This is a genomic window from Pseudarthrobacter sp. H2, from assembly GCF_050157045.1.
Taxonomy (GTDB): domain Bacteria; phylum Actinomycetota; class Actinomycetes; order Actinomycetales; family Micrococcaceae; genus Arthrobacter.
In genome coordinates, this window is record NZ_CP189594.1 from 4,200,940 (window position 1) to 4,225,366 (window position 24,427).

Consider the following 24,427-nt stretch of genomic DNA (forward strand, 5'->3'; position numbering starts at 1 on the left):
AACCGGGGGAGTGCGGAGGGCGCCCGCTTTGCCGCGCATACGGCAAGTGCCCCCGCCGGGATGGCGGGGGCACTTCCGGCAGGGCTGGCGGGGCACCGCCGTCGGCAGGGCGCCGGTCCGGCTTAGGAATTGGCCTTGTGGTAGGCCTCCTGGATTTCAGCCTGGATCCGGCCGCGGCTGTTGACTGCGTAGCCGTTGTCACGGGCCCACTGACGGATCTGTGCGGAGTCCTGGTTCCGTCCGCTCGAGATTTTGGTCCGCGTGGGGCGGCCCCCCGATGTCTTGCGTGCGTGGGCGACAAACCGCTCGACTGCAGAGCGGAGTTCTGACGCATTGCCGGATGACAGGTCGATTTCATAACCGACGCCGTCAAGGCCAAACCGGACAGTTTCGTCCGCGGATCCCCCATCCAGATCATCCACAAGGATGATTTTAACTTTCTGTGCCATAAAGGCCCTCTTTCCAATAGGACGAGTATCTAAAAAAGCAGGATGTATCTGTAAAAAGTATCCTCTGCTTTACGGCACCGCGTCAAAGTGGAAAAATCCGGCCAAAGGAAAACCAAAGGCCGGATTAGTCCGCCGCTATTTGCTATTCCCGGCGGAATGCCCGTCCGCCGGGCCGGCATCCTGCCCCTGCGCACGCTTTGCGGCTTCCGCCTGCGCGCGGGCTTCGGCCTGGCGCTCCGATTTGTCCGCATTGAAAATCGATTTCATCGCGAACCAGAATATAAGGCCGACGACGACGGACGGCAGCAATACGGCGATGTAGTCCACGATCAGTGTCCTTCGGGCTTCAGCAGGGGAAATAGGATGGTCTCGCGGATTCCTGCGCCGGTAAAGAGCATTACCAGCCGGTCGATGCCAAGGCCGATCCCGCCCATTGGCGGGGCACCGTATTCCAGCGCACGGAGAAAGTCCTCATCCAACTGCATGGCCTCGACATCGCCTGCGGCGGAGCGGCGGGACTGCTCGGTGAGGCGTTCACGCTGGATGACCGGGTCGATCAGTTCGGAGAAGGCCGTTCCCCGCTCCATGCCGCCGATGATCAGGTCCCAGGCTTCGATCAGCCGGTCGTCCTCGCGGTGCTGGCGGGCCAGCGGCTGGGCGGACGGGGGGTAGTCGTAGACGAAGGTGGGGTTCTGCAGCGTCGGCTCGACGAGTTCACCGAAGAGTTCGACCACGAGCTTCTCGGCTTCCCAATTGGCGTCGACCTTGACCTCGTGCTTGGCGGCGAGCGCCAGCAGCTCGGAAACCGGAGTGTCGGGGGTGACTTCCTGGCCCACGAAGTCGGAAAGTCCCGGGTACACGGCCAGCCAGGCCCAGTCGCCGTCGAGGGTGATCTCCCCGGCCTCGGTCTGCAGGACCCGGCCCACGCCGGCGGCGTCCGCGGCGTCAAGGATGATCTCCTTGATCCGGTCGGCCATGACGAACTGGTCGGCCCAGGCCTCGTAGCTTTCCAGGGTGGTGAATTCGGGGCTGTGGGTCGAGTCGACGCCCTCGTTGCGGAACACCCGGCCCATGTCGTAGACGCGGTCGATCCCGCCGACCACGGTGCGCTTGAGGTACAGCTCGGTGGCGATGCGCAGCGTCATCTTCTGGTCGAAGGCGTTCATGTGGGTCTCGAAGGGCCGGGCCGTGGCGCCGCCGTGGACCAGCTGCAGCATCGGGGTTTCCACCTCGACGTAGCCCTGGCGGTGCAGGGTCTCGCGGATGGAACGGGTGACCGCGGCCCGGGTGTAGACCATTTCGCGGGCCTCGTCACGGACCATGAGGTCCGCGTAGCGCTGGCGGACCCGGGTTTCCTCGTTGAGTTCGGCGTGCAGCGTCGGCAGCGGGCGCAGCGCCTTCGACGCCATCGACCAGGATTCGGCCATGACGGACAGCTCCCCGCGCCGTGAGGAGATGACTTCACCCTTGACGAAGACGTGGTCGCCCAGGTCCACGAGGGCCTTCCAGTCCGCGAGGGCTTCCTCGCCGATGTTGGCCAGGCTCAGCATGGCCTGCAGGCGGACGGCCTTGCCGTCGACGCCGCCCTCCTGGAGGGTGACGAAGCAGAGCTTGCCGGTATTCCGGATGAACACGATGCGCCCGGTCACGCCGACCACGTCGCCGGTGGTCTCGTCGGCCTGGAGGTGGGCGTACTTTTCGCGGATCTCACCCAGCGAATGGGTGCGCCCGACCCCCACCGGATACGCCTCGATGCCGCGCTCGATCAGCCTGGCGCGCTTCTCCATCCGGATGCGCATCTGTTCGCTGGCGTCGGCCGGCTCGGCGGCGGTGTTCGGGGCGGGGATGTTTTGGGAAGTCACAATCCCCAAGTTTACCGGGAGTTCCGCCCGCACAGGTTCCCGGTGCCGGGCAAGGATACGGGAATAGACTCAGCCTGTGGAGACGTGGACGGTGGCGACGGACGACGGCGAGGGGCACCTTGAGGTGCACACGTTTCATCCGGCGCCCGCGGCCGGAGCCCCGGCGCCGGCAGTGCCCGGAGCGCCGGCAGCCGTCGCGGGGGCCGGCGTCGTCGTGGTGCACGGGACACTGGTCACCGATGCGCTCTACCGGCCCTTCGCCGGGAAACTCGGCCGCCTGCTGGGGCGGCCGGTGCACTGCTACAACCGGCGCGGCCGGGCCGGGTCCTCGCCGCAGCCGAACGGGTACTGCGCCGCCACGGAAACCGCGGACCTGGCCGCCGTGCTGCGCGAGACGGGGTCCACCGACGTCGTGGCGCACAGCTTCGGCGGTTTCGTGGCCCTGGAGACGGCGCGGAGCCTTCCGATCCGCCGGATGGTGACGTATGACGCGGCGGTCTCCCTGTCCGGAAACCTCAACCGGCGCTGGCGCCCGGAGCTGGAACGTTCGGTGGCCGCCGGCGAGCTGGACCATGCCTGGGCCCACCTCGTCCAGGGCCTGGAAACGGCGGGCCCGGTGTCCAGGCTGCCCCTGGGCGCGCTGCGGATGCTCAGTATCCTCTCGGCCCGGACCAGCCTGGGCGCCGAGATGCGCAGATTGCTGCCCACCGCCGTCGCGGAGATGCGCGCCGTGCTGGGCGCGGACGCGGAGCTGGCGGACTTCGCCGCCATCACCACCCCCACGCTGATGCTCAGCGGCGGCTGGAGCCCCGCGTACTTTGCCGAGACCGGGCGGCAGCTCGCCGCCGCGGTCCCGGCCATCGAATTCGCCGTGGTCCCCGGGCAGCTGCATGAAGGCCCCCTCCGGCCCGGGAACCGGCTCGCCGTGACCACGGCGAAGTTCCTGCTCGGCGGGTCCGGCAGCGTCCGCCCGCTCCCGGGACGCCGGCGGCGCTTCCGCTGCGGCCCCTGAGGAGACCGGCCGGGCCGTCCCGGGCGGGCCGGCCCCGGGCGGGGAGGCCGGCTGCGCGTTGGCGGGTGCCTCGGCTAGGCTCTGACCATGACCCGCGAGAACATCAGAACCCCCGACGGCGGAACCATTGAGCTTTTCAGCACGGGTGCCGAGCTCGCCTCGGCGGGCTCCGGCGTCGTCGTCGTGCCGGCGTCCATGGTGACGGCCGCCGATTACACCCGCTTCGCGCAGAAGCTCAGCGCCTCGCTCGGCCGGCCGGTGCACACCTTCAACCGGCGCGGACGCGGCTCCTCCTCCCCGCAGCCGGAGGACTACACGCTGGACCTGGACATCCACGACCTCGATGCGGTGATGAAACAGACCTCGAGCACGGACGTCTTCGGACACAGCTTCGGCGGTGCGGTGGCCCTGCACGCGGCCCGCACGCTGCCGGTGGAACGGCTGGCCGTGTACGATCCCGCCGTCTCCGTGAACCACAGCGTCACGGCGGACTGGACCACCGAATATGAGCGGGCGACGGCGGCCGGCGACGACGACCGCGCCCTCGCCGTGCTGGTCAGGGGCCTCGAAACCGGCAGCGCCCTGTCCCGGATGCCGCTGTCCATGCTGACCCTGGCCAACAAGCTGACGGCCGGCACCCCGATCGGCAAGCAGCTGCGCGAGCTGATGCAGACCGGGGTCCGCGAAATCAAGGCCATCATCGCCGCCGACATGCCGGCCGAACCGTTCCTTGAACTGCCCCTGGAAACGCTCATCATCGTGGGCGAGAAGAGCCCCGCGTACTTCGGCGTGGCCTGCGCCCAGATCCACGACGTGCTCTCCGGCTCGAGCTACACGATCCTGCCGGGCATGGGGCACGACGGCGTCAACAAGGCCCCGGACCGGCTGATCTCCGAGCTGAGCGCCTTCTTCGCCAGCTGAAGCAGCGCGGGCACGACCACCCAGCGCCCACCCCAGCGACCACCCCGGCCCGAACGTACACTTGGGGCCCCGAATCCGCGGTTTTCGGGGCGCGAAGTGTACGTTCGCGCTCAATAGGGCAGGGCTAGTGGGCGGCCCCGGCGGGCTGTTCTGCACCGGCGGTCTTGCGCATCAGGGCGGACAGCACGACGGCGGCGAGGGCTATGACCGCTGCGGTCAGGAACGCCGCGTGCATGCCTGCGACAATGCCGGCCCCGGCCGCGACCACGGCGTAGATCGAGACCAGCAGCGCCGTCCCGGCGGCGCCGGCGACCTGCTGCAGCGTGCTCATGATGGCCGAACCGTGGGAGTAGAGGTGCGGCGGCAGCGGGTTCAGGCCGGTCGTGAAGGCGGGGGTGAACAGCAGCGCCAGGCCCAGGCTCAACGCGACGTGCAGCGCAATGATCCAGCCGACCGGCGTTCCGGCGTCCAGCAGGGAGAACTGCCACAGGGCTAGCACCATCATGACCGAGCCCGTGACGGTCAGGGGCAGCGGGCCCACCTTGTCGAATAGACGGCCGATGAACGGCCCCAGCAGGCCCATCGCGAGCCCTCCGGGGAGCAGGGCGAGGCCCGTTTCCAGCGACTTCAGCCCGCGGATTTCCTGCAGGTACAGGGGCAGCAGGATCACCGTGCCGAACAGTGCGACCATGGCAACGACCAGCAGCAGCACGGACACCGTGAACATCCGGAAGTTGAAGGCGCGCAGGTCCAGCAGCGGAGCGTCGGACTTCTGCAGCCTGAGCTGGCGGAGCACGAACGCCAGCAGGGCGACGACGCCCACGGCCAGCGCCGCGACGGCCGGGGTGCCGGGTCCGGCCTGGCCACCGCCACCGATCTGGCTCAGTCCGTAGACGAGCCCGCCGAACGCGGGAACCGTCAGCACGACGGACAGGGCGTCCAGGCGGGTCTTCTCGGTCTTGCCGATGTTGGTCAGATACCGGAAGCCGATGGCAAACGCGGCGAGCGCGATCGGCAGGACGAAGACGAACATGAACCGCCAGGAAAAGTGTTCGAGGATCAGGCCGGAGACCGTGGGGCCCATGGCCGGCGCCACCGAGATGGCGATGCTCACGTTGCCCATCACGGCTCCGCGGCGTTCCGCCGGCACCAGGGTGAGGATGGTGGTCATCAGGAGCGGAAGCATGATGGCCGTGCCGCCGGCCTGGACGATGCGGGCCAGCAGGAGGACTTCGAATCCCGGCGCCACGGAGGCCAGGAGCGTGCCGCCGGAGAACAGGCCCATGGCCAGCATGAACACCGCGCGGGTGGACAACCGCTGCAGGATGAACCCTGTGGTCGGGATCACGACAGCCATGGTCAGCATGAAGCCCGTGGACAGCCACTGCACGGTGGGGGCGTCGACCCCGAGATCCACCATCAGCCGCTGCAGGGCGACGTTCATGATGGTTTCGTTCAGGATCACCACGAAGGTGGACACCAGCAACGTGACGATGATGGTGACGGATTCGCGGGACATCTTGGCAGGCGTCCCCGCGGCCGTCTGGGTCTGCGTGCCCGGAGGCTGCGCTGGGTCGCTGTGGGCGTTGGAAGAGACGTCGGTTGACATGGGGGTTCCCTCAGGGAGTGTGAAGTGGGGTCCGGCGAGCGTCGGCGCTCCTGCTGGTTGCAACAGTGTACCCGCGGAGGTAATTCCCGGCGGGGAAAAGAGCCCGGGCTGGGCTCAGCCTGCCGCCAATCAAAGCGACGCGGGGTCACTTGGCGCCCATGTCCGTGCCTGGGATGGGCGCTAAGTGACCCCGCGTTGTTGTGTCAGGAGTTCAGCGGCGCGTTGTCGATCAGGCGGACCGGGCCCACCTTGGCCGCGATGAGGGCCAGGCCCTCGCCGCGGAACGGGGTGTCCCGGCAGTTCTCCGCGAGCGGCTCGAGGGTGCGCGGATCCACGACCTCGAAATAGTCCAGCCCCACCAGCGGCTGTGACCCGACCAGCGCCTGGGCGGAGTCCAGGTCCAGCGGCTCGTGGGCGTTGGCGCGTTCCTCGATCAGCCGCAGGGCCCGGGACAACACGAGGGCCGCCTCGCGCTCCTCGTCCGAGAGGAAACGGTTGCGGCTGGACAGCGCGAGACCGTCCGCGGAACGAACGGTCGGAACGGCCACGATCTCCACCGGGAAGTTCAGGTCCTCCACCATCCGCCGGACCAGGGCCAGCTGCTGTGCATCCTTCTGGCCGAAATAGGCCCGGTACGCCGGCAGGCCCGCGCCGGTGCCGTCGTCTCCTGGAAGCCCCGCCCCCGGCGTGCCGTAGTGCAGCAGCTTCGCCACGACGGTCAGGGCGCCGTCGAAGTGTCCGGGGCGGGAGGCGCCCTCCCACTTCTCCCCCATCGGCCCCGCGGTGATCCGCACCAGGGGTTCCCCGCCGGGGTACACCTCGTCCACGGACGGCGCGAAGGCCAGGTCCACGCCCTCGGCGTCGAGGAGGGCCAGGTCCGCCTCCAGGGTGCGGGGGTAGCGGTCCAGGTCGGCGGCGTCGCCGAACTGCAGCGGGTTGACGAAGATGCTGGCCACCACGACGTCGTTCTGGGCGACGGCGGTGCGCGCCAGTTGGGCATGTCCCTCGTGCAGGGCGCCCATGGTGGGGACCAGGCCCTGGGACGCGCCGCGCTTGCGCGTGAGCAGGCGTGCGCTTTCGGCCCGCAGCGCGGCCGCCGTCGTCACGAGTTGGATTGCCATGTCATGGACCTTCCTTAGGATTGCCGGCCGTCGTGGCCCGGTTCACGGCCCTGGCCGTCGAGTGCCTGCCTGACGCCGTCGAGTTTTTCCGGCCCCAGCAGCCCCCGGCGTCCTGCCCGGCGGGCCGTCGCCCGGGCCATGGCCAGGTAGGCCTCCAGAATATCCCCGCCGGACCCGCCGTCGTGCTCTCGGAGGGCCTCCGCGTGCGCCGCCACGGTGCCCGCGTCCCCGCGTGCCACCGGGCCGGTCAGGGCCGATTCCCCCGAGGCGAGCGCGTTTTCCAGGGTGGCGCGCAGCAGCGGCCCCAGCATGCGCTCCGGGGCGTCGACGCCGACCTCCCGCAGCAGCTGCGAGGCCTGCGCCACGAGGGTGACCAGGTGGTTGGAGCCGTGCGCGAGGGCCGCGTGGTAGAGCACGCGGTCGCCCTCGGCGATCGCCACGGGCTCGGCGCCCATCTCCACCACGAGCGCCTGCGCGATCGGCAGCATCGCGGGGTCAGCCGTGACGCCGAAGGTGCAGTCCAGCAGCCGGGTGAGGTCCAGGCTCATGCCGGTGAAGGTCATGGCCGGGTGCAGCGCCAGCGGCACGGCCCCTGCGGCGCGGACCGGGTGCAGGATCCCGACGCCGAACCGGCCGGAGGTGTGTGCCACGAGCTGGCCCGGCTGCCACGCCCCGAGCTTGGCGAGGCCCTCCACCAGGGGGCCCAGGGCATCATCCGGGACCGCGAGCAGCACCAGTTCGGCCCGCTCCACAATCTCCCGCACCTCCAGGACGGGCACACCGGGGAGCAGGGTATCGGCCCGTTCCCGGCTGGCGTCCGAGACCGCCGACACGCCGATGACGGCGTGCTCGGCGCCCCGCAGCGCCGCGCCCAGGACGGCGCCGACCTTGCCGGCGCCGATGATTCCGATGCCGAGGCGTCCGGGCTTAGCCATGGTGCGGGCCTTCCTGTTTGCTGTGGCCTTTGGCGGCGGGTTGGACCCAGTGATCGGACTCTAACCGGTGATCGGGCCCTGACCGGTGATCGGGCTTGTCGAGATCCGGGGTTTCGACAGGCTCAACCACCAGTGCACGCTCAACCACCGACGGCAGCTCCAGCCAGTGTTCACTTCGCTGCAGTTTCCGGGCGGCGCGGGCGCGGGCGGACTGGGTCTGGAACAGGGCCCGGCCTTCCTCGAGGCCGGCCTGGACGAGCCTCGGGGACACCGGACCGGCCGTGGTGTGCAGGACAAGGTCAACCACCCTGAAGCGCCGGGCCAGCGGGCCCTGTTCCAGCGCGATCGACTGCGTCCGCTGATGCGGCACCAGCACCAGGTGCCGCCACCAGCGGCCTGAGCGGATCAGCAGGGCCGTGTCGGTGGCGGCGAAGCCGTTGCGCCGCCACCCCAGCGGCGCGAGCAGGCGGGCGCGGCGCGGGGTGGTGACGAAGCCGCCGTCGGCGTCCGCGTCCGGGGTGCCTGCCGGGTCCGCCAGCCCGCGCAGGCCCGCGGTGACGACGCGGACAGGGCCCGGGGTCCCGGGGTCGGGCAGGACCAGGGAGAGCATGGCCAGCACGTCGGCGAAGGTTCCGACGGGGAGGAGCGTGGAGCGGGCCGGGCCCTCACCGTTGCTTCCGGCAGCGCCGTAGCCGGCCACGTTGGCCTGCATCCGGTACCAGCCGAAGATCCGCCACAGCGGCGGCTGGCTGACCCGCAGCGCCTGGATCCTGCCCGGCGGCAGGGTTTGCGCCTGGGTGTCCAGCAGCCCGTAGCGCAGCCTGATGCCGTCCGGGGAAACGGCGGCGGTAAAGTTGTAGCCCTTGTTGAACATGGACCAGTACGCGGTCACCAGGGCCAGCGCGGCCGGGATCAGGTAGAGGTAGAAGGCGCGGTTCTCGGTGACCGCGGACAGCGCCACCGACGCCACGCCGCCGAGCACCACGCCCACGCTCTGCTCGCTCAGGAGCAGCGACCCGGCCAGGCGCGACGGCGGCACGGTCAGCACGGCGTGTTCGGGGGCCTCGGCGGCCTCCGGACTTTCGGGGCTGTCCGCCACTCCGGCCGCGCGGGCCAGGATCGTGGCGCGCAGCTGCCGGGCGTCGGCCATCCGCAGGTAGGCGAGCCGCACCGCGGACTCCCCGGCGTCGGCCACCTCGAATTTGAGCTCGGCCAGGCCGAAGATCCGGGCCAGCAGCGGCTGCACGATGTCGATCGCCTGGACCCGGTCCAGCCGGGCCTGGCGCTGCTGCCTGAAGAGGAAGCCGGTGTTGACCCGGACGTAGCCCTCGGCCACCTGGTAGCGGGTGAAGTACCACGTCAGGATGTAGCCGGCCACGGTGAGCAGGAGCAGCGTTCCGCCGCCGAGCAGGAGCCACGGGGCGCGGCCGGCGAATTGCTCGTCGATGAGGGGACCGCCCTGCAGGAGCCGCTCGAAGGTGTCGCGGCCGAAGAAGAATCCGATCGCTGCCAGCGCCACCCAGCCGCGGACGAACGGGGAGGCCGGATGCACGCGCAGCCACGCGCCGTCGGGCGTTCCCGTCACAGCCCGGCCAGCCGGGCTTCACCGCGGGCCGACAGCTGCTCACGGAGCCGCGCCCCTTCCCCGGCGGGCAGCCCCGGGATTTCCGCGCTGGTCCCGGCGGAGGCGGTGTGCAGCTTCAGCGTGCACAGGCCCAGGGCGCGTTCCACCGGTCCGGCGCCGATGTCCACGTACTGCATGCGGCCGTAGGGGACCACGAGGGTGCGCTGGAAGAAGATGCCGCGGCGGATGAGGAGGTCGTCCTCGCGCTCCGCGTAGCCGATGGAACGCACCTGGCGCGGGATGAGCGCGAGCCGGCCGAGGGCCAGGAGCAGCATCACGGCGGGCACGGCAGCCGCCAGCCAGAGCGGGGGCCACGTCCACGCGCCGGACAGGACCAGCACGAGCGGCACGGACAGCACGGCCAGCCAGATGAGGTTGGCCAGGGCCCAGCCGGCGCGGCGCACGGTGACGTACTTCGGGGAAACCCGCAGCCAGGCGATGCCGGGCGGGTCAATGGCCTCGGTAGGCATATTCACCTTCCGCCTGGGGCTTGCGCTTTTCCTGCGGTCCGGGAGCCTTATCGGCGTCGCCGTCTTCCGGGGGAATCCGGCAGAACCGCTCCACCGCCAGGCCCACCACAACCATGGCCAGGCCGCCTCCGGCCATGGCCAGGGCCTGCCAGCTGATGCCCTGGTCGCTGCGGAGATTCCAGAGCCGCAGCTGGTCAATGAAGATCCCCGCGTGCCAGCCCAGCAGCACGGTGCCGGTGTACGCGCAGGCCTGGGCGAGGACGAGGGTCCAGGCGGCCAGGATCGGGTTGAGCATTGTCTTCTTCTTGCCGTTCCGCCAGCGGAGCACCCGGATGCCCAGCACGAGGGTGAGGGCCACGATCACGCCCATCGTGACGAGGCCCGTCAGCGGCAGCACCGGGGTGTTGAGGCTGTAGCGGGTGGTCAGCAGGGCCGCGAGCCAGCCCAGCACTCCCACGGCCGCGCCGATCGCGAGCAGCAGCAGGGGGTTCGTCAGCTTCATGGCTCCACCGCTCCGGCTGCGCCGCTGCGGTCTTCAAGGCGCCGGTCTTCAAGGCGGCTGTCTTCAAAGCCGTCGAACGGTGCGAGGTCGGCGAAGTCCGCGGCCCTGGCCGCGAGATCGCCGACCTTTACGCCGTTCAGCTCGGCGGAGGGGTCGATCAGCGACCACGGATACAGCACGAAGGCCCGCTCGGCGGCACGGGGATGCGGGAGCGTGAGCGCGGGGTCCGAACTCACGGCGTCCCCGTAGGTGATGATGTCCACGTCGAGGGTCCGTGGACCCCACCGGACCCCGCGGACCCGGAGGTGCCGGCCCTCCACCGCCTGGCAGTGCCGCAGCAGCTCCGGCGCCGTGAGGCTGGTTTCCACCGCAATGACCATGTTGAGGAAGTCCGGCTGGTCCGCCGGCCCCCCGACCGCCTTCGTCTGCACGATCGGCGAGATGGCCAGGAGCCGGACCTCGGGCGGGTCGACAAGATCGGCGACGGCGGCGGTGAGGGTGTCGTTCCGCTCCCCCAGGTTGCTGCCGAGGGCAATCACGGCGCGGGTGAAGGAGGGGCTCATGGCCGTTCCCGGGCAACCCGGTGCACGCTGACGGAGACGTCGCCGAACTCGACCGCGATGGGGGCGCGGGGCTTGTGCACGGTGATGTCCACGGCGGAGACCGGGAATTTTGCCAGCACGTCCTCGGCAATCCGCACGGCCAGGGCCTCGATCAGGTTCAGCGGCTCCCCCGTGATCCAGCCCCGGATGCATTCGGCCACTTCACCGTAGTGCGCCGTGTGCAGGACATCGTCGGAGACGGCGGCCGCGCCGAAGTCGAGGTGCAGCACCGCGTCAACAACGAACGGCTGCCCGTTGCGGCGTTCGAAGTCGAACACCCCGTGATGGCCGACGGCGGTGACACCGCTCAGCGTGATCTGGTCCATGGTGGCGGCCCGGGTCAGCTGTGGCCGGGGGCGGCCGGTTTAGTTGCCGTGGGCGGCGCTATGCGTGCGGCGACCTTGACCGCGTCAAGGCTGGGGCCGACGTCGTGCACGCGCACCGCCCAGGCGCCGCGGACGGCGCTGATGGCGGTGATGGCGGCCGTGGCGGCATCGCGTTCGGCCGGCACGGCGGCCTTGCCGGCCACCGTCAGCAGGGTGCCCAGGAACCGCTTGCGCGAGGCGGCCACCAGGACCCGGTGGCCCAGCGCCTGCAGGACGTCCAGATGCGCCAGGAGTTCCCAGTTCTGCGCGTCGTTCTTGGCGAAGCCGAGTCCCGGGTCCACGATGATCTGTTCGGGGGCGACGCCGGCGGCGTAGAGCTTGTCCCGGACTCCGGCGAGTTCCGCTGCGACGTCTTCCGCCACGTTCCGGTAGTCGGTCAGGGAGTCCATCGTGCTCGCGTTGCCGCGGCGGTGGGTGAGGACGTAGGGCGCCTTGGTCCGGGCGGCGAGTTCGGCCATCTCCGGCTCCATGGTCAGCCCGGAGACGTCGTTGATGATCGCGGCCCCGGCGTCGAGCGCCGCGGCGGCCGTGGCGGCGTGGGTCGTGTCGATGCTGACCAGGGCCCCGGCCTTGACCAGCGCCTCGATGACCGGAAGGACGCGCCGCTTTTCCTCGTCGACGCTGACTTCCACCGCGCCAGGGCGGGTGGATTCGCCGCCGACGTCGATGATGTCGGCCCCCGCGTAGAACATCCGCAGCCCGGCGGCGATGGCGGCCTCCGCCGTCGCGTGCTGCCCGCCGTCGCTGAAGGAGTCCGGGGTGACGTTAACGATGCCCATCACGAGCGTCCGGTCCGTGGGCAGGTCCTTGAAGTGCGCCGCGGGGCGGGGCTTGCGCAGGATGGGAAGCGGTGTGGTTGCCGGCCCGGTTCCCGGGGCTGCAGCGAGGGAGTCCATAGTCTGTTGTATTACCTTCCGATGATGAGGCTCATGGCTTCGGCACGGGTGGCCGGGTCATGGAGCTGCCCGCGTACCGCACTGGTGACGGTCTTGGCGCCGGGTTTGCGGATGCCGCGCATGGACATGCAGAGGTGTTCGCATTCGATCACGACGATCGCGCCGCGCGGCTTGAGGTGGGTGACGAGGGCTTCGACGATCTGGGTGGTCAGCCGTTCCTGGACCTGCGGGCGGCGGGCAAAAATGTCCACCAGCCGTGCCAGCTTGCTCAGGCCGGTGACCTTGCCGTCGTGCGAGGGGATGTAGCCCACGTGCGCCACCCCGTGGAACGGCACCAGGTGGTGTTCGCAGGTGGAGTAGAAGGGAATGTCCTTGACCAGCACCAGTTCCTCGTGGTCGAGGTCGAAGGTGGTGGCCAGAATTTCCGCCGGATCATGGTGCAGGCCCGCGAACATCTCGGTGTAGGCCTTGGCGACCCGCTTGGGGGTGTCCACGAGGCCCGCACGGTCCGGGTCCTCGCCGATGGCCAGCAGGATTTCCCGCACCGCCGCCTGGATCCGCGGCCGGTCCACGGCCGGAACATGTGCATGGGCGGACCCGTGCCCGCTCCCCGGCACGGGAGTGCCGGGAGCGGCGGAGGCGGGAACGTCGTCGTCGTCGTCAAAGATGAAAGTCACAGATGAAGCTTAGCCGGGATGGCCGTCGGGCCCCAGATCCGTACCGCCGCTCCGGAAGGACTCCTGGCTGCCGACGCCCTGGGGGTGCGGAGGCTCGGCGTCGAGGGGCTCCTCGAGCCGGGCCTGCGTGGCTTCCTCCTGGGCCTCGCGTTCGGCCTTCTCCATGCGGGACTCCACGGGGCCTGCGGACTGGATCGGGCGGGTCTCCTTGGAGAGCCACACATCGCGGAAATCGCGTTTGCGGATGTTGACGAAGACCTGCGCGATTTCGGCCTGGTTCAGGGTTTCGCGTTCCAGCAGTTCGAGGGCCAGCTCGTCCAGGACGTCGCGGTTTTCGGTGAGGATGGCGTAGGCCTCGTCGTGCGCGCCGTCGATCAGGCGGCGCACCTCCTCATCGACGATGTAGGCGATCTGGTCGGAGTAGTTGCGCTCGTGCCCGGCGTCGCGTCCCAGGAAGGGCTCGCCGCCGCCCTGGCCCAGGCGTACGGCGCCGACCCGCTCACTCATGCCGAACTCGGTGACCATCTTCCGGGCGATGCCGGTGGCCTTCTCGATGTCGTTGGACGCCCCGGTGGACGGGTCGTGGAAGACGAGTTCTTCCGCGACGCGGCCGCCCATGGCGTAGGCCATCTGGTCGAGCAGTTCGTTGCGGGTCACCGAGTACTTGTCGTTTTCCGGAACCACCATCGTGTAGCCCAGGGCCCGGCCGCGGGGAAGGATGGTGATCTTGGTGACCGGCGCCGAGTTCCGCAGGGCTGCCGCCACCAGGGCGTGGCCGCCCTCGTGGTAGGCGGTGACCTTGCGCTCGTGTTCCTTCATGACGCGGCTGCGCTTCTGCGGACCGGCCATGACCCTGTCGATGGCCTCGTCGAGGGCGCGGTCGTCGATCAGGTTCGCGTTGGAGCGGGCGGTCAGCAGGGCGGCCTCGTTGAGCACGTTGGCCAGGTCCGCGCCGGTGTAGCCGGGGGTCTTCTTCGCGACGGCCCGCAGGTCGACGCCGGGAGCCATCGGCTTGCCCTTCGCATGGACCTTCAGGATCTGGTCGCGGCCGATCAGATCGGGGGCCTCGACGCCAATCTGGCGGTCGAAGCGGCCCGGACGCAGCAGGGCCGGGTCGAGCACGTCGGGGCGGTTGGTGGCGGCGATCAGAATGACGTTGGTCTTGACGTCGAAGCCGTCCATCTCAACCAGCAGCTGGTTGAGGGTCTGCTCGCGTTCGTCGTTGCCGCCGCCGATGCCGGCGCCGCGGTGACGGCCGACGGCGTCGATCTCGTCCACGAAGATGATGGCGGGCGCGTTGGCCTTGGCCTGCTCGAACAGGTCGCGGACACGGGAGGCGCCCACGCCGACGAACATTTCCACGAAGTCGGAACCGGAGATGGAGAAGAACGGCACTCCGGCCTCGCCGGCGACGGCGCGGGCCAGGAGGGTCTTGCCGGTGCCCGGGGGCCCGTAGAGCAGCACACCCTTCGGGATCTTGGCGCCGACGGCCTGGAACTTCGCCGGCTCGGCGAGGAATTCCTTGATCTCTTCGAGTTCCTCGACGGCCTCGTCGGCGCCGGCAACGTCGCTGAAGGTGACCTGCGGCATGTCCTTGTTGACCAGTTTGGCCTTGGACTTGCCGAACTGCATGACCTTGGAGCCCCCGCCCTGCATGCGGGAGAGCAGGAACCAGAACAGGACGCCCAGCAGCAGCACGGGGATCAGGAGGGAGAACAGTCCGGAGAACCAGTTGTTTTCCAGCGGCTGGTCGGTGAAGCCGCTCGGCGGCTTGGAGTCCGTGACGGCCTTGACGACATCCTGGGCGCGGGCATTGACGTAGTAGAACTGGATGTTCTTGCCCTTGTCCTGGCCGTCGACCGTCAGGTTGTCCTTCAGGACGAGGTCCACGCGGTTCTCGGCGTCGAAGATCTTGGCCTGTTCGACCTTGCCGCCTGCGGTCAGCAGCGCGAGGCCCTTGTCGGTGTCGATCCGGCTCGCACCCGCCGGTGCCAAAGTGGCAAAGGCCAGCAGGAGCATAGCGACGACGACGACAATCCAGATGCCCGGGCCTTTGAAGAAACTCTTAGCTTTCATCTGTTCGGGGCTGGCCCCGTCCCTCCTGGTAGTGCTGCACGGCGACCGATCTGCGCGCGTGAGGTGCTGCGTCAGTTTCTAGCTATACACCGTCGGAGTGACTCACGCACGGTGAACTCCAAAAGTTCCCTCTGGGCGTAGCGGACCGGCCGTGGGGCCGCACTTCTGCGTTGAGGCCCCGGGGCACACCGCCGGGCGGCACCGCAGGGCCCGGGGCGCATCACCGGGCGGGGGCGGGGCTATTCGTAGACGTGCGGGGCGAGGGTGCCCACGAAGTCCAGGTTGCGGTACTTCTCGGCGTAGTCCAGGCCGTAGCCCACGACGAACTCGTTGGGGATGTCGTAGCCGACGTACTTGACGTCGATCTTGACCTTGGTGGCCGTGGGCTTGCGGAAGGCGGTGCAGATTTCCACCGAAGCCGTGCCGCGTGATTCCAGGTTGGTCTTGAGCCAGGACAGCGTCAGCCCGGAGTCGATGATGTCCTCGACGATCAGGACGTCCTTGCCCATCAGGTCCGTGTCGAGGTCCTTGAGGATGCGGACCACGCCGGAGGACTGCGTGCCGGAGCCGTAGGAGGAGACGGCCATCCAGTCCATCGAGACGTGGCTGTGCAGGGCACGTGCCAGGTCTGCCATGACCATCACGGCACCCTTGAGCACGCCGACGATCAGCAGATCGCGGCCTTCGTAGTCCTTGTCGATCTGGGCAGCGAGCTCGGTGATCCGGGACTGGATCTGCTCCTTGGAGTACAGAACGTGTTTGAGGTCTGCCTGGACGTCGTTTGAATCCACCAATAGCTCCTGTGTAGATGCGGGGTCGACTATATTCGGGGCGGTTTGTGAGGCCGGAATACAAGCTTCCCACAGCGGGCGCCCTCGCGGGGAACGCCGGCGGCGGCGGGCGGCCCCTGGGCCAGCAGTTGCGCCAGTGAGAGCCGGTAGACGCTGACCCCGCCGGGGAGCTCCACCGGCCCGGCCGATCCCTGCCGGCGCAGCAGCGCTTCGGCGGCGAGCAGGCGCTGGTAGCTCGGCTGATGACCGCCGACGGCGGCGGCGGCCTTGGCGATGACCCGGAACCTCACGGCCGGTGCCAGTTCCCGCAGGGCGGCCTCCGGGAGGCTGATGTCAGCCCCGGAGTCCTCCCGCACCCGGGCGAAGGTGTCGTTCGCCACGTCCTCGAGGAAATCGGCGTCCAGCGCCAGGATGGCGGCGGTCCTGGCCAGCGATTCGGCCACACCGGGCCCGAGCTTCTCCTCCAGCAGCGGCAGTACTTCGACCCGGGTCCGGGACCGGGCGAAGGCCGGATCGGCGTTGCTGGGATCGTGCCAGGGGTCCAGGCCCTCCGCCGCGCAGATCTCCAGGGTCTCGGCCCGCCGCAGGCCCAGGAAGGGCCGGAGCAGGCGCTCGCGGACCGGCCGCATCCCCGCGAGGGAGCGCGTGCCCGAGCCGCGCGCCAGTCCCAGCAGGACCTGTTCGGCCTGGTCGTCCAGGGTGTGGCCGAGCAGGATCGCCCCGGCGCCGGTCTCGGCTGCCGCGGCTTCGAGCGCCGCATGGCGGGCGTCCCGGGCGGCCGCTTCCGGCCCCATGCCGGCGGATGCGACCTCCACGGCCCGCACCATTACGGGCGAGAGCCCCAGTTCCCGGAGCACGCCGGAGGTGGCGGCGGCCACCTCGGCGGAGCCGGGCTGCAGCTGGTGGTCCACGACGACGGCGCCCACCGCCACCGGGTGCCCGTCCACGTGGCCGCGGCGGGCAAAGTAGGCTGCGACGGCGGCGAGGGCCAGCGAGTCGGGCCCGCCGCTGCAGGCGACGAGCACGTTCTCCGGGTAGCCGGCCCCGGCCAGGGCGTCCTGCAGCATCTTCCGCGCGGTGCCGACGACGGGCGCGAGCCGGCCGGGCCGGCGTCGCCCCGTTGGAGCGGCGGGGAGAGCGACGGCGGCGGATTCTTCGGGAGCGGCGGCGGGAGGCTTGCTGGCAGGCACGGGGACTAGAGCCCCATCCGTTCGAGCCAGAGCTTCGAATCGTGGATCTCGGTTTCGGTGGGCAGCTGGCCGGCCGACTCCCAGACCCTGTTGAAGCCTTCCATCCCCGCCACGGCGACGACTTCGCGGACGAACTTGGCGCCGTCGCTGTACTGCCGCATCTTGGCATCGAGGCCCAGGAGGCTGCGGATGAACTTCTCGATCACGCCGCGGTCCTTGCCCCGTGCGTTGAAGCGCTGCCGGATGGTCTTCACCGAGGGTACGATGCTGGCGTCGACGGCGTCCATCACCACGTTGGCGTGGCCTTCGAGCAGGCTCATGAGGGCCGTGAGGCGGGAGAGCGCGGCCTTTTCCTCCGGGTTCTGCAGCAGGTCAAGGATGGCGCCGCGGCCCGGGGCCGCGCCGGGCGCGGACCGGTCCCGGAGCGACCTGGCGGCGGCCGCGGCCCGTTCCATCAGGGAATCGACGTTGCCCAGCAGCTGGCCGCTGAGGTTTTCGATCTCGGCCAGCATGTGGTGCCGCAGCCAGGGTGCCGCGGCGAACTGCACGCGGTGCGTCTGTTCATGCAGGCAGACCCAGAGCCGGAAATCGGCGGGTTCAACGTTGAGGTCGCGCTCCACGGTGATGATGTTCGGGGCCACCAGCAGCAGTCGGCCGGCGGCGGGGGCCGTGGAGTTCCCGGCGAGCGCGGAGAAGGGATCGTACTGGCCCAGGACCTTGCTGGAAAGGAACGCCAGGATCGCGCCCAGCTGCCCGCCGGTGATGGCACCGCCGACGTTGGCCGCGCCGGGGCTGACCGTGCCGCGGCGGCCCTCGAGCATCTTTTCCATGGCGGGCTGGAGCATGACGGCAAAGCTCTGCGTGTTCGCCTTGGCCCAGGAGGCCCGGTCCACCACCAGGACCGAGGAATCACGCAGGTCCCGGGCAGCCTCAAGGCCGGTGATGTCGTGGACGTGGGGCACCGAAATGTCCGCCATGAGACGCAGGTTGTCCACCGCTGCGCCGATCTCGGCGGAACCCAGGGTCGGCCCGGCAGGCGCCAGGCGGGCCGCAGTGGCAGCCGCGATCTCCCAGTTGACCAGGGCTGGGGATTGGGCTGATGTCTGGCTTGCAGAGGACTCCATAGCACCCATCAGATCACAGCGGCCTGACATCCGGCCTTAAGTTCGCTGACCGGCGAACAGGCAAACCGGACCTTCCCGGGTGGCTACGCCCCGCGTCAGCGGCAACCGCAGCCGGCCAGGGCCGACGCGGCCCGGTCCAGGGCGGTCCTGTTGTCGGCGCCCGGGGCCAGGCCGTTGCCGATGAAGGAGAACACCAGCAGCCGGCCGTCGGCGTCCACCACGTAGCCGCTGAGGGCGGTCACCGTGTTCAGGGTGCCCGTCTTGGCCCGGACCAGGCCGGCGCCGCGTGCCGTGGACGCGTCGGCGTAGCGGGCCCCCAGCGTCCCGGTGAGGGCAGCCACCGGAAACCCGGCCAGGGCGGCGCGCAGCCGCGGGTCCGTGCCGGAGGTGATCGCCCGGACCACTTCGGAGAGCTGGCGGGCGGAGACCCGGTTGCCCACGGCCAGGCCGGAGACGTCTGCGGCGTGGAGCGTGTCCAGGGGGATCCCCAGTCCGGACAGCTGCGCCAGCACAGCGTCGATGGCGCCGTCGTTGCTCCCGGGCCGGCCGCCGGCGAGGGCTGACATCCGGCCTATCACCTCGGTGAGGAAGTTGTCCGAGGTCCGCAGCAGCAGGTCCACCTGCTCGCCGACCGTCGCGGACTGGACCTCCGCCAGGACGCGGGCGCCCCCGCGGGCCTGTCCTCCCGCCGGGGGGTCCCCGGCCGGCGCCGCTACCCGTTCGACGCCGGGAGCCACCGTCAGTCCTGCCGCCGCGGCGGCCGCCGTGAGCCGGGCGGAGAACGTCTCGGCCGCGCTCATGGCAGCGTCCTGGGGGCGGGGGCCGGCAGCCTGGGCCGGATCGAAGCGTGCCGAGTTCAGGGCCAGCGGGAACAGCGGGGCCGTCTCCCCTGCCGCCACGTCATCGGGGCTCCAGCCCGGGTTCAGGGACGGGCCGGTAAAGAGGGAGTCGTCCAGCCGCACCGAGACGGTGCCGGCGGCGCCGTCGTTCTGGAGGGCGCGGACGGTCTCCTGCGCCAGGGTGGTGAGCCCGGCGTGGCCGAGGACCGCGTCCGGGGCCGATTCGCCGGCGCCCAGGAGCACGTCTCCCCCGCCGGTGAGGACCACGGTGCCCGGCGCGGACCCGGCCACGACCGTGGTGCTGAAGCGCCGGTCCGGGCCCAGGATGCGCAGCGCCGCGGCGGCCGTCAGGAGCTTCATATTCGACGCCGGAACGCGCGCCTCATTACCCGAACGGTCAAAGAGCAGCCGGCCGGTGGCGGCGTCCTGGACCACGCCGCTGAAGGTTCCGGCACCGTCGGTCTTGAGCGCGTCGTCGAGCCGGGCGGCGAGGGGGACGGGACCAGGGAGGGGCGCCGAAGCGCTCAGCGGCGTGATCACCCCGGAGCCGGCGCCGCCCGGGCTGAGGCTGGTGGGGGCCTGCTGCCAGGGAACCGGCGTCGTCGGGGCGTTCGCGGTGCTGTCCGGACCATGGAAAGCGGGGGCGATTTCCATGCCGGCGGGGACGCCGAGCGCCACCACGAGGAGGCTCAGGAGCAGCATGGGGAGGAGCCTGCGCACTGGCCCGGGCGCCCGGTGGGCGCCTGCACGGCTGGTTCTGCGTTTCATGCTGCTGTTGGTCCTTAGTCCTGAAATGTCCCCACTAGTTCCTGAAACCTGGGCCTCTCGCTATATCCTCAATAGTAGTCGGCGGCACCGGCAGTCTTCCTGGTGTGCCGCAACCCCCTGAAATCGTCAAGGAGCATTCCATGAAGCATGACGTGACCATCGAGATCCCCAAGGGATCACGCGTCAAGTACGAAGTCGACCACGAGACCGGCCGCATCCGTCTGGACCGCGTCCTGTTCACCTCGATGCAGTACCCCACGCACTACGGTTACTTCGAGAACACCCTGGGTGAGGACGGCGACCCGCTGGATGCGCTGGTGCTCCTGCAGGACTTCGATCTGCACCCCGGCGTGATCGTTGAATCCCGCCCCATCGGCGTGTTCAACATGACCGACGACGGCGGCGGGGACGCCAAGATCCTCTGCGTCCCGGCCGACGCCCGCTTCGATCACATCAAGGAGATCAGCGACGTCAGCGAATTCCTGATCAAGGAAATCGAGCACTTCTTCACGCGCTACAAGGACCTGGAGCCGGGCAAATGGGTCAAGGCCGAGGGCTGGGGCGACCGCGCCGCCGCCGAAGCCGAGCTCGAGGCGTCCATCAAGCGCTTCGTACCGGCAGCGCACTAGTCCCCACCGCCACCCACCGCCTCGCCAACGCGCGAACGGACACTTCAGGCCCCGAATCCGCGGATTTTGGGGCCTCAAGTGTCCGTTCGGGCGTTCCAACGGGTATGTCAGGAATGTGTGAAATCGTTGGCTCATGAACGCCGACCCTGCCTTTAACCCGCCCTGCGGTCCGGTCACCGGATGGCGGGACGGTGACGTGGTGCGCGCCACCGGGATCCCCTATGCCACTGCCGGACGTTTCCAGGCTCCGGTGGGTGCGCCCTACTGGACCGGGGTGTTCACCGCCACCTCACTCTCCCCGGCCTGCCCGCAGGGCCCGGTACCGTTCCTGGACGACATCCTCGGCACCCGGTACGGCGAGCTTCCCGGCAGTGAGGACTGCCAGCGGCTCTCGATCACCCTGCCGCCGGACCTCGATAAGGATGAGCGGGTGCCGGTCATGGTGTGGCTGCACGGCGGGTCCTACACATCCGGCTCCGGGGACCTGGCCATCTTCGATCCCAAGGCCCTGGTGGCCGAGACCCGGGTCGTCGTCGTTTCCGTCACGTATCGGCTGGGATTGTTCGGATACCTGGCAGCAGGCACGGGCCGGCCAGGCAACCTCGGCCTCCTGGACCAGCTCGAGGCGTTCCGCTGGGTGCAGCGCAATATCGGCGCGTTCGGCGGCGATCCGGGACGCGTCACGGCTTTCGGGCAGTCCGCAGGGGGCGACGCCGTCGCCCACCTCATGGCGACCCCGGACGCCCCAGCACTCTTCCAGCGCGCCATCATTCAAAGTGCGCCCCTGGGCATTTCCCGGGGGAGGAAAAAGATGAACACCGCCATGGGCATCGCCGCGGAAGCCGTCACCGAAGACACGCCGGCCATGGACGTGGTGGCCGTTGAAGAGCGCGTTTCACAGGTGGCCCGGAAATACGGTCTGATGGCTGCCATGCCGTTCGGCACGCAGTACGGGCACTCGCCCCTGCCGCCGGAATCCGGCATTGAGGACGCGTGGAACACGGCTGCCCCGGGGATCGAGGTCCTGATCGGACACACGTCCGAGGAAGCCCGCCTGTTCCTGCCGGGCAGCCGGCCGCTGAGCCGCGTGGCCAGGATCCCGGTCCTGGGCGGCGCCATCCTCAAGGTCATCAGCTGGGCCGTGACGGAAACGGTCTATGGCAGGTCGGCCAGGAAGTTTGCCCGGCGGCATGCGCGGGCAGGAGGCAAGGCTTACAGCTACGTGCTGTCGTGGCGGGCGCCGGGAAACAGCTACGGGGCCGCCCATACCGTTGATCTGCCGCTCCTGTTCGGAGACAAGAGGACCTGGGAAGGTGCCGGGCTCCTTGCGGGCGCCAGCTGGGACGAGATCAACTCCCAGGGCCATGCCCTCCGCGCGGTCTGGGCGCGCTTCGCCTCCGGGGACGGCCTCGGCCGCCGGGGGGAGATTCCCGGCGCACTCCGGTACCGTTCGGTCTGAGCCCGTGATCCGGTACGCTCCCATGCCCTTGGCCCTGATCCCCGCCCATGGCGGATTCCGGTGAGGAGCCTCGGCATCGATCTTGCTGCCGCGACCCCCAAAACAGCAGTGGCGGTCCTGGCGTGGGCCGGCGGCTCGGGCCGTCTGGAACACCTGGCCCTGGACGTGGGAGACCAGGAAATTGTGGACCTGTTCGGCGCCAGCGACATGACGGGGATCGACTGCCCCGTGGGCTGGCCGGACGCCTTCCTTCCCTTCCTTGCCGGGCACCTGAACTTCGAGGCGCACCCCGTGCTGGACCATGACGGGATCGAAGGCCGCCGGCTGCTGGCCTACCGGGACACCGACAGGTTCGTCACCGGTCAAACCGGCCTGATCCCGCTCAGTGTCTCCGCGGACCGGCTGGCGCATCCGGCGATGCGGTGCGCCGTCATCCAGGCGAAGATCGCCCGGGAGCACGGGCCGCAGGCCAGGGACGGCAGCGGCCGGCTCGCCGAGGTGTACCCGGCGGCGTCGCTGAAATTGTGGGGCCTGCCGGCCCGCGGTTACAAAGGGCGGGGCGCGACGGAAACGGAGCGGCTGGCAGTGGCCCTGGACGCGCTGTCCACGGCCGCACCCTGGCTGGACCTGGCCGGACATGAAGACCGGTTGGCCGCCTCCGATGATATGTTCGACGCGCTCATCGCTTCCCTGACCGCGCGGGCAGCCGCCCTCGGCCGGACGCTGCGCCCCGATGCCGGACATGCCGGGGCTGCCCGGACCGAGGGCTGGATCCATCTGCCCACCGGTGGGCTGTCCGGGCTCAACGGCGCTTAGACACGACGGCGCGGCTGCTCAGGCCGCAGCGCTCCCCACCCGGCGCTGCCCCGCTGCCACCGGGTAGTGTGGATCCAGATGTTCACGCTGACGATCAACCAAACCGACAGCCGGCGCGACGGCGACTGCGTGCCGCAGCTCCTCAAGGACCTGCGGCATATTCCGGCGCGCCTCGACTTCGACCGGTCGGTGGAGGACGAGGTCCAGGGCATCGTGGACTGCCCGCTGCAGGCCGTCGAAGCGGTGATGATCGCCGTCCGCAGCGGCAGCTGGTACGTCGGCGTCGGCGTCGGCCCGGTCAATGAACCGTTGCCGAACCAGATCAAGGACGCCTCCGGCCACGGCCTCGTCTACGCCCGGCGGGCCGTGGACCGGCTGCGCCACGGCAAGGACCGCGTCCCGGTCGCGGTGGAGGGCCCGCTGGCGGACCTGGCCGCGGAAGCGGAGGCCGTCCTGCGCCTGCTGGGCCAGATCGTGCATGACCGGAGCACCGCGGAATGGCGCGTGCTGGATCTGCTGACCCCCGGCGTGCGCGGGCAGCAGAAAGCCGTCGCGGCGGAACTCGGCATCACGACCCAGGCGGTCAGCAAGGCCGTCGCACGGGCCCAGTGGAACGAGGAACACGCGGCGCGGCCCGCCGCGGCCCGGCTGTTGAGCCTCATCCTCGAGGTCCGCTAGGACCCGCCTTCCGAGCCCACGTTCCGGGGCCCGGGGCGCCTGCTGTTAGGAGAGGATGCTGCGCAGCACGTGGGCGGCGCCGTCGTCGTAGACGGAGCGGGTGACCTCGTCCGCGGCGGCGATGACTTCCTCGGGTGCCTGGCCCATGGCCACGCCCCGGGCGGCCCAGCCCAGCATCTCAATGTCATTGCGGCCGTCGCCGACGGCGATCGTGCGGTGGGCCTCGATGCCCAGCCGGCCGCGGAGGTGCTCGAGGGCGCTGGCCTTGGTGACGCCGGCGGCGGCAATGTCGAGCCACGCCGTCCAGCCCACCGAGTAGGTCACTCCGGCCAGCCCGATGTGCCGGATCGCCGTGTTGAATTCCTCGGGCGTGTTTTCGGAGCTGAAGACCACCACGCGCACGGCTGTGGCCTCCAGCATCGTCTGGAAGTCGACACCGATTGCCTCCACGCCGAAGCTGGAGTCCTGGAAGCGCTCGGTGGAGAGGAAGTTGCCGTCCTCGTCCTCCAGGGCATACTTGGCCGTGGGCAGCCGCTTGCGCAGGGCGCGAAGGGCCGGCCCCGGGTCAAACGTTGCCTTGTGGAGGACCTCGTAGCCATCGGAAAGGCTGGAATCGAGGCGCAGGGTGACGCCGCCGTTGGAGCACACGGCATAACCGTTCTCGATGCCGATGTGCTCGATGATGGGCAGCGTGGCGTTGAGCGAGCGGCCCGTCGCGATCATGACGTGATGGCCGGCGGCCACGACATCCTGGGCGGCTTCGCGGACGGGGACCGACATGTGGCCGTCGTGGTCCACGAGGGTACCGTCGACGTCGAGGGCGATCATCATCTTCTCGCCGGTGGTGTTCTTGTTGCTTCGCTGGTCATCGTTGCGCTGGTCATCGTTGCCGGCGACTGAGGTTTCAGTCAATGTAGTCATCCACCAAGTAGAACAGACACCCCGGACAGCCGCTAGGATGCACGCCACAGCAGGGCATGAACTCCTCGTG

General features: G+C 69.8%; 25 protein-coding genes. 6 read left to right on the forward strand and 19 right to left on the reverse strand.

Features of this window, described 5'->3' with window-relative positions; translation table 11 throughout:
* Positions 1-122: 122 nt before the first annotated feature.
* From ACQCSZ_RS19455 to lysS, 3 genes are all read right to left on the reverse strand, one after another.
* Positions 123-449, reverse strand: a complete 327-nt coding sequence (locus ACQCSZ_RS19455; RefSeq protein WP_211882065.1) for a histone-like nucleoid-structuring protein Lsr2 — start codon at positions 447-449, stop codon at positions 123-125.
* A gap of 135 nt (positions 450-584) precedes the next feature.
* Positions 585-776, reverse strand: a complete 192-nt coding sequence (locus tag ACQCSZ_RS19460; RefSeq protein ID WP_211882067.1) for a hypothetical protein — start codon at positions 774-776, stop codon at positions 585-587.
* Positions 777-778: 2 nt separating this feature from the next.
* Entirely contained in the window at positions 779-2,311 is a 1,533-nt protein-coding gene (gene lysS, locus ACQCSZ_RS19465; RefSeq protein WP_427005307.1) for a lysine--tRNA ligase, read from the reverse strand.
* A 76-nt stretch (positions 2,312-2,387) separates the two neighbouring features.
* On the opposite strand from lysS, the gene ACQCSZ_RS19470 reads away from it, so the two are divergent.
* Entirely contained in the window at positions 2,388-3,323 is a 936-nt protein-coding gene (locus ACQCSZ_RS19470; protein ID WP_427005308.1) for an alpha/beta fold hydrolase, read from the forward strand.
* Between the two features lie 87 nt (positions 3,324-3,410).
* Positions 3,411-4,244 carry an alpha/beta fold hydrolase gene (locus ACQCSZ_RS19475; protein WP_427005309.1) on the forward strand — a complete coding sequence of 278 codons (834 nt, stop codon included), beginning with the start codon at positions 3,411-3,413 and terminating at the stop codon, positions 4,242-4,244.
* 124 nt (positions 4,245-4,368) lie between these two features.
* Here the strand turns inward: ACQCSZ_RS19475 and ACQCSZ_RS19480 are convergent, their stop codons facing one another.
* The 15 genes from ACQCSZ_RS19480 to ACQCSZ_RS19550 form a co-directional block, all read right to left on the reverse strand.
* The gene (locus ACQCSZ_RS19480) at positions 4,369-5,853 is read right to left on the reverse strand and encodes an MDR family MFS transporter (protein ID WP_427005310.1); all 1,485 of its coding nucleotides are present in this window, start codon (positions 5,851-5,853) and stop codon (positions 4,369-4,371) included.
* Between the two features lie 203 nt (positions 5,854-6,056).
* On the reverse strand, positions 6,057-6,974 hold the full coding sequence (locus ACQCSZ_RS19485; RefSeq protein ID WP_427005311.1) for a 4-phosphopantoate--beta-alanine ligase: 918 nt from the start codon (positions 6,972-6,974) through the stop codon (positions 6,057-6,059).
* A gap of 14 nt (positions 6,975-6,988) precedes the next feature.
* A complete protein-coding gene (locus ACQCSZ_RS19490; protein ID WP_427005312.1) occupies positions 6,989-7,909 on the reverse strand; it encodes a Rossmann-like and DUF2520 domain-containing protein in 921 nt (306 codons plus the stop codon).
* Complete coding sequence (locus ACQCSZ_RS19495; protein ID WP_427005313.1) at positions 7,902-9,494, reverse strand: PH domain-containing protein; 1,593 nt, start codon at positions 9,492-9,494, stop codon at positions 7,902-7,904. Before ACQCSZ_RS19495 ends, ACQCSZ_RS19490 begins: the two co-directional genes overlap by 8 nt.
* Positions 9,491-10,003, reverse strand: a complete 513-nt coding sequence (locus ACQCSZ_RS19500) for a PH domain-containing protein (RefSeq protein WP_427005314.1) — start codon at positions 10,001-10,003, stop codon at positions 9,491-9,493. The genes ACQCSZ_RS19495 and ACQCSZ_RS19500 overlap by 4 nt, the downstream gene beginning before the upstream one ends.
* The gene (locus ACQCSZ_RS19505) at positions 9,984-10,505 is read right to left on the reverse strand and encodes a DUF3180 domain-containing protein (RefSeq protein WP_427005315.1); all 522 of its coding nucleotides are present in this window, start codon (positions 10,503-10,505) and stop codon (positions 9,984-9,986) included. The genes ACQCSZ_RS19500 and ACQCSZ_RS19505 overlap by 20 nt, the downstream gene beginning before the upstream one ends.
* Positions 10,502-11,068, reverse strand: a complete 567-nt coding sequence (gene folK, locus ACQCSZ_RS19510; RefSeq protein ID WP_427005316.1) for a 2-amino-4-hydroxy-6-hydroxymethyldihydropteridine diphosphokinase — start codon at positions 11,066-11,068, stop codon at positions 10,502-10,504. Before folK ends, ACQCSZ_RS19505 begins: the two co-directional genes overlap by 4 nt.
* The gene (folB, locus tag ACQCSZ_RS19515) at positions 11,065-11,433 is read right to left on the reverse strand and encodes a dihydroneopterin aldolase (RefSeq protein WP_427005317.1); all 369 of its coding nucleotides are present in this window, start codon (positions 11,431-11,433) and stop codon (positions 11,065-11,067) included. Before folB ends, folK begins: the two co-directional genes overlap by 4 nt.
* Positions 11,434-11,447: 14 nt before the next feature.
* Entirely contained in the window at positions 11,448-12,389 is a 942-nt protein-coding gene (gene folP / locus ACQCSZ_RS19520; protein ID WP_427005318.1) for a dihydropteroate synthase, read from the reverse strand.
* An 11-nt stretch (positions 12,390-12,400) separates the two neighbouring features.
* Positions 12,401-13,006: a GTP cyclohydrolase I FolE gene (gene folE / locus ACQCSZ_RS19525; RefSeq protein ID WP_427008395.1), complete on the reverse strand. Its 606-nt coding sequence runs from the start codon at positions 13,004-13,006 to the stop codon at positions 12,401-12,403.
* 69 nt (positions 13,007-13,075) lie between these two features.
* Positions 13,076-15,142: an ATP-dependent zinc metalloprotease FtsH gene (ftsH, locus tag ACQCSZ_RS19530; protein WP_427005319.1), complete on the reverse strand. Its 2,067-nt coding sequence runs from the start codon at positions 15,140-15,142 to the stop codon at positions 13,076-13,078.
* 239 nt (positions 15,143-15,381) lie between these two features.
* Positions 15,382-15,933 (reverse strand): hypoxanthine phosphoribosyltransferase, encoded by a 552-nt coding sequence (gene hpt, locus ACQCSZ_RS19535; protein ID WP_427005320.1) that lies wholly within the window; start codon positions 15,931-15,933, stop codon positions 15,382-15,384.
* A 29-nt stretch (positions 15,934-15,962) separates the two neighbouring features.
* On the reverse strand, positions 15,963-17,000 hold the full coding sequence (gene tilS, locus ACQCSZ_RS19540; RefSeq protein ID WP_427008396.1) for a tRNA lysidine(34) synthetase TilS: 1,038 nt from the start codon (positions 16,998-17,000) through the stop codon (positions 15,963-15,965).
* 128 nt (positions 17,001-17,128) lie between these two features.
* Entirely contained in the window at positions 17,129-18,256 is a 1,128-nt protein-coding gene (locus ACQCSZ_RS19545; protein ID WP_427005321.1) for a zinc-dependent metalloprotease, read from the reverse strand.
* Positions 18,257-18,342: 86 nt separating this feature from the next.
* Positions 18,343-19,854, reverse strand: coding sequence for a D-alanyl-D-alanine carboxypeptidase/D-alanyl-D-alanine-endopeptidase (locus ACQCSZ_RS19550; RefSeq protein WP_427005322.1), 1,512 nt, complete (start codon positions 19,852-19,854; stop codon positions 18,343-18,345).
* A 140-nt stretch (positions 19,855-19,994) separates the two neighbouring features.
* Here ACQCSZ_RS19550 and ACQCSZ_RS19555 point away from each other — a divergent pair, with 140 nt between their 5' ends.
* The 4 genes from ACQCSZ_RS19555 (at position 19,995) to ACQCSZ_RS19570 (ending at position 23,436) form a co-directional block, all read left to right on the forward strand.
* Positions 19,995-20,483 carry an inorganic diphosphatase gene (locus tag ACQCSZ_RS19555; protein ID WP_211882094.1) on the forward strand — a complete coding sequence of 163 codons (489 nt, stop codon included), beginning with the start codon at positions 19,995-19,997 and terminating at the stop codon, positions 20,481-20,483.
* Positions 20,484-20,616: 133 nt separating this feature from the next.
* Complete coding sequence (locus ACQCSZ_RS19560; protein ID WP_427005323.1) at positions 20,617-21,942, forward strand: carboxylesterase family protein; 1,326 nt, start codon at positions 20,617-20,619, stop codon at positions 21,940-21,942.
* Between the two features lie 60 nt (positions 21,943-22,002).
* Positions 22,003-22,758 (forward strand): DUF429 domain-containing protein, encoded by a 756-nt coding sequence (locus ACQCSZ_RS19565; RefSeq protein ID WP_427005324.1) that lies wholly within the window; start codon positions 22,003-22,005, stop codon positions 22,756-22,758.
* Between the two features lie 78 nt (positions 22,759-22,836).
* A complete protein-coding gene (locus ACQCSZ_RS19570) occupies positions 22,837-23,436 on the forward strand; it encodes a hypothetical protein (protein ID WP_427005325.1) in 600 nt (199 codons plus the stop codon).
* Between the two features lie 45 nt (positions 23,437-23,481).
* Here ACQCSZ_RS19570 and ACQCSZ_RS19575 read toward each other — a convergent pair whose 3' ends face one another.
* Positions 23,482-24,357, reverse strand: a complete 876-nt coding sequence (locus tag ACQCSZ_RS19575; protein ID WP_427005326.1) for an HAD family hydrolase — start codon at positions 24,355-24,357, stop codon at positions 23,482-23,484.
* Between the last annotated feature and the right edge of the window lie 70 nt (positions 24,358-24,427).

What these genes read in the sequence shown, in the direction of transcription:
- tilS (WP_427008396.1), bottom strand. Translation starts at nt 17,000, where the DNA reads ATGCTGCAGGACGCCCTGGCCGGGGCCGGCTACCCGGAGAACGTGCTC.
- ACQCSZ_RS19455 (WP_211882065.1), bottom strand. Translation starts at nt 449, where the DNA reads ATGGCACAGAAAGTTAAAATCATCCTTGTGGATGATCTGGATGGGGGA.
- folP (WP_427005318.1), bottom strand. Translation starts at nt 12,389, where the DNA reads ATGGACTCCCTCGCTGCAGCCCCGGGAACCGGGCCGGCAACCACACCG.
- ACQCSZ_RS19575 (WP_427005326.1), bottom strand. Translation starts at nt 24,357, where the DNA reads ATGACTACATTGACTGAAACCTCAGTCGCCGGCAACGATGACCAGCGC.
- ACQCSZ_RS19570 (WP_427005325.1), top strand. Translation starts at nt 22,837, where the DNA reads ATGTTCACGCTGACGATCAACCAAACCGACAGCCGGCGCGACGGCGAC.
- ACQCSZ_RS19550 (WP_427005322.1), bottom strand. Translation starts at nt 19,854, where the DNA reads ATGAAACGCAGAACCAGCCGTGCAGGCGCCCACCGGGCGCCCGGGCCA.
- folK (WP_427005316.1), bottom strand. Translation starts at nt 11,068, where the DNA reads ATGAGCCCCTCCTTCACCCGCGCCGTGATTGCCCTCGGCAGCAACCTG.
- ACQCSZ_RS19560 (WP_427005323.1), top strand. Translation starts at nt 20,617, where the DNA reads ATGAACGCCGACCCTGCCTTTAACCCGCCCTGCGGTCCGGTCACCGGA.
- ftsH (WP_427005319.1), bottom strand. Translation starts at nt 15,142, where the DNA reads ATGAAAGCTAAGAGTTTCTTCAAAGGCCCGGGCATCTGGATTGTCGTC.
- ACQCSZ_RS19505 (WP_427005315.1), bottom strand. Translation starts at nt 10,505, where the DNA reads ATGAAGCTGACGAACCCCCTGCTGCTGCTCGCGATCGGCGCGGCCGTG.
- ACQCSZ_RS19485 (WP_427005311.1), bottom strand. Translation starts at nt 6,974, where the DNA reads ATGGCAATCCAACTCGTGACGACGGCGGCCGCGCTGCGGGCCGAAAGC.
- ACQCSZ_RS19490 (WP_427005312.1), bottom strand. Translation starts at nt 7,909, where the DNA reads ATGGCTAAGCCCGGACGCCTCGGCATCGGAATCATCGGCGCCGGCAAG.
- ACQCSZ_RS19500 (WP_427005314.1), bottom strand. Translation starts at nt 10,003, where the DNA reads ATGCCTACCGAGGCCATTGACCCGCCCGGCATCGCCTGGCTGCGGGTT.
- ACQCSZ_RS19555 (WP_211882094.1), top strand. Translation starts at nt 19,995, where the DNA reads ATGAAGCATGACGTGACCATCGAGATCCCCAAGGGATCACGCGTCAAG.
- ACQCSZ_RS19545 (WP_427005321.1), bottom strand. Translation starts at nt 18,256, where the DNA reads ATGGGTGCTATGGAGTCCTCTGCAAGCCAGACATCAGCCCAATCCCCA.
- ACQCSZ_RS19475 (WP_427005309.1), top strand. Translation starts at nt 3,411, where the DNA reads ATGACCCGCGAGAACATCAGAACCCCCGACGGCGGAACCATTGAGCTT.
- ACQCSZ_RS19480 (WP_427005310.1), bottom strand. Translation starts at nt 5,853, where the DNA reads ATGTCAACCGACGTCTCTTCCAACGCCCACAGCGACCCAGCGCAGCCT.
- folB (WP_427005317.1), bottom strand. Translation starts at nt 11,433, where the DNA reads ATGGACCAGATCACGCTGAGCGGTGTCACCGCCGTCGGCCATCACGGG.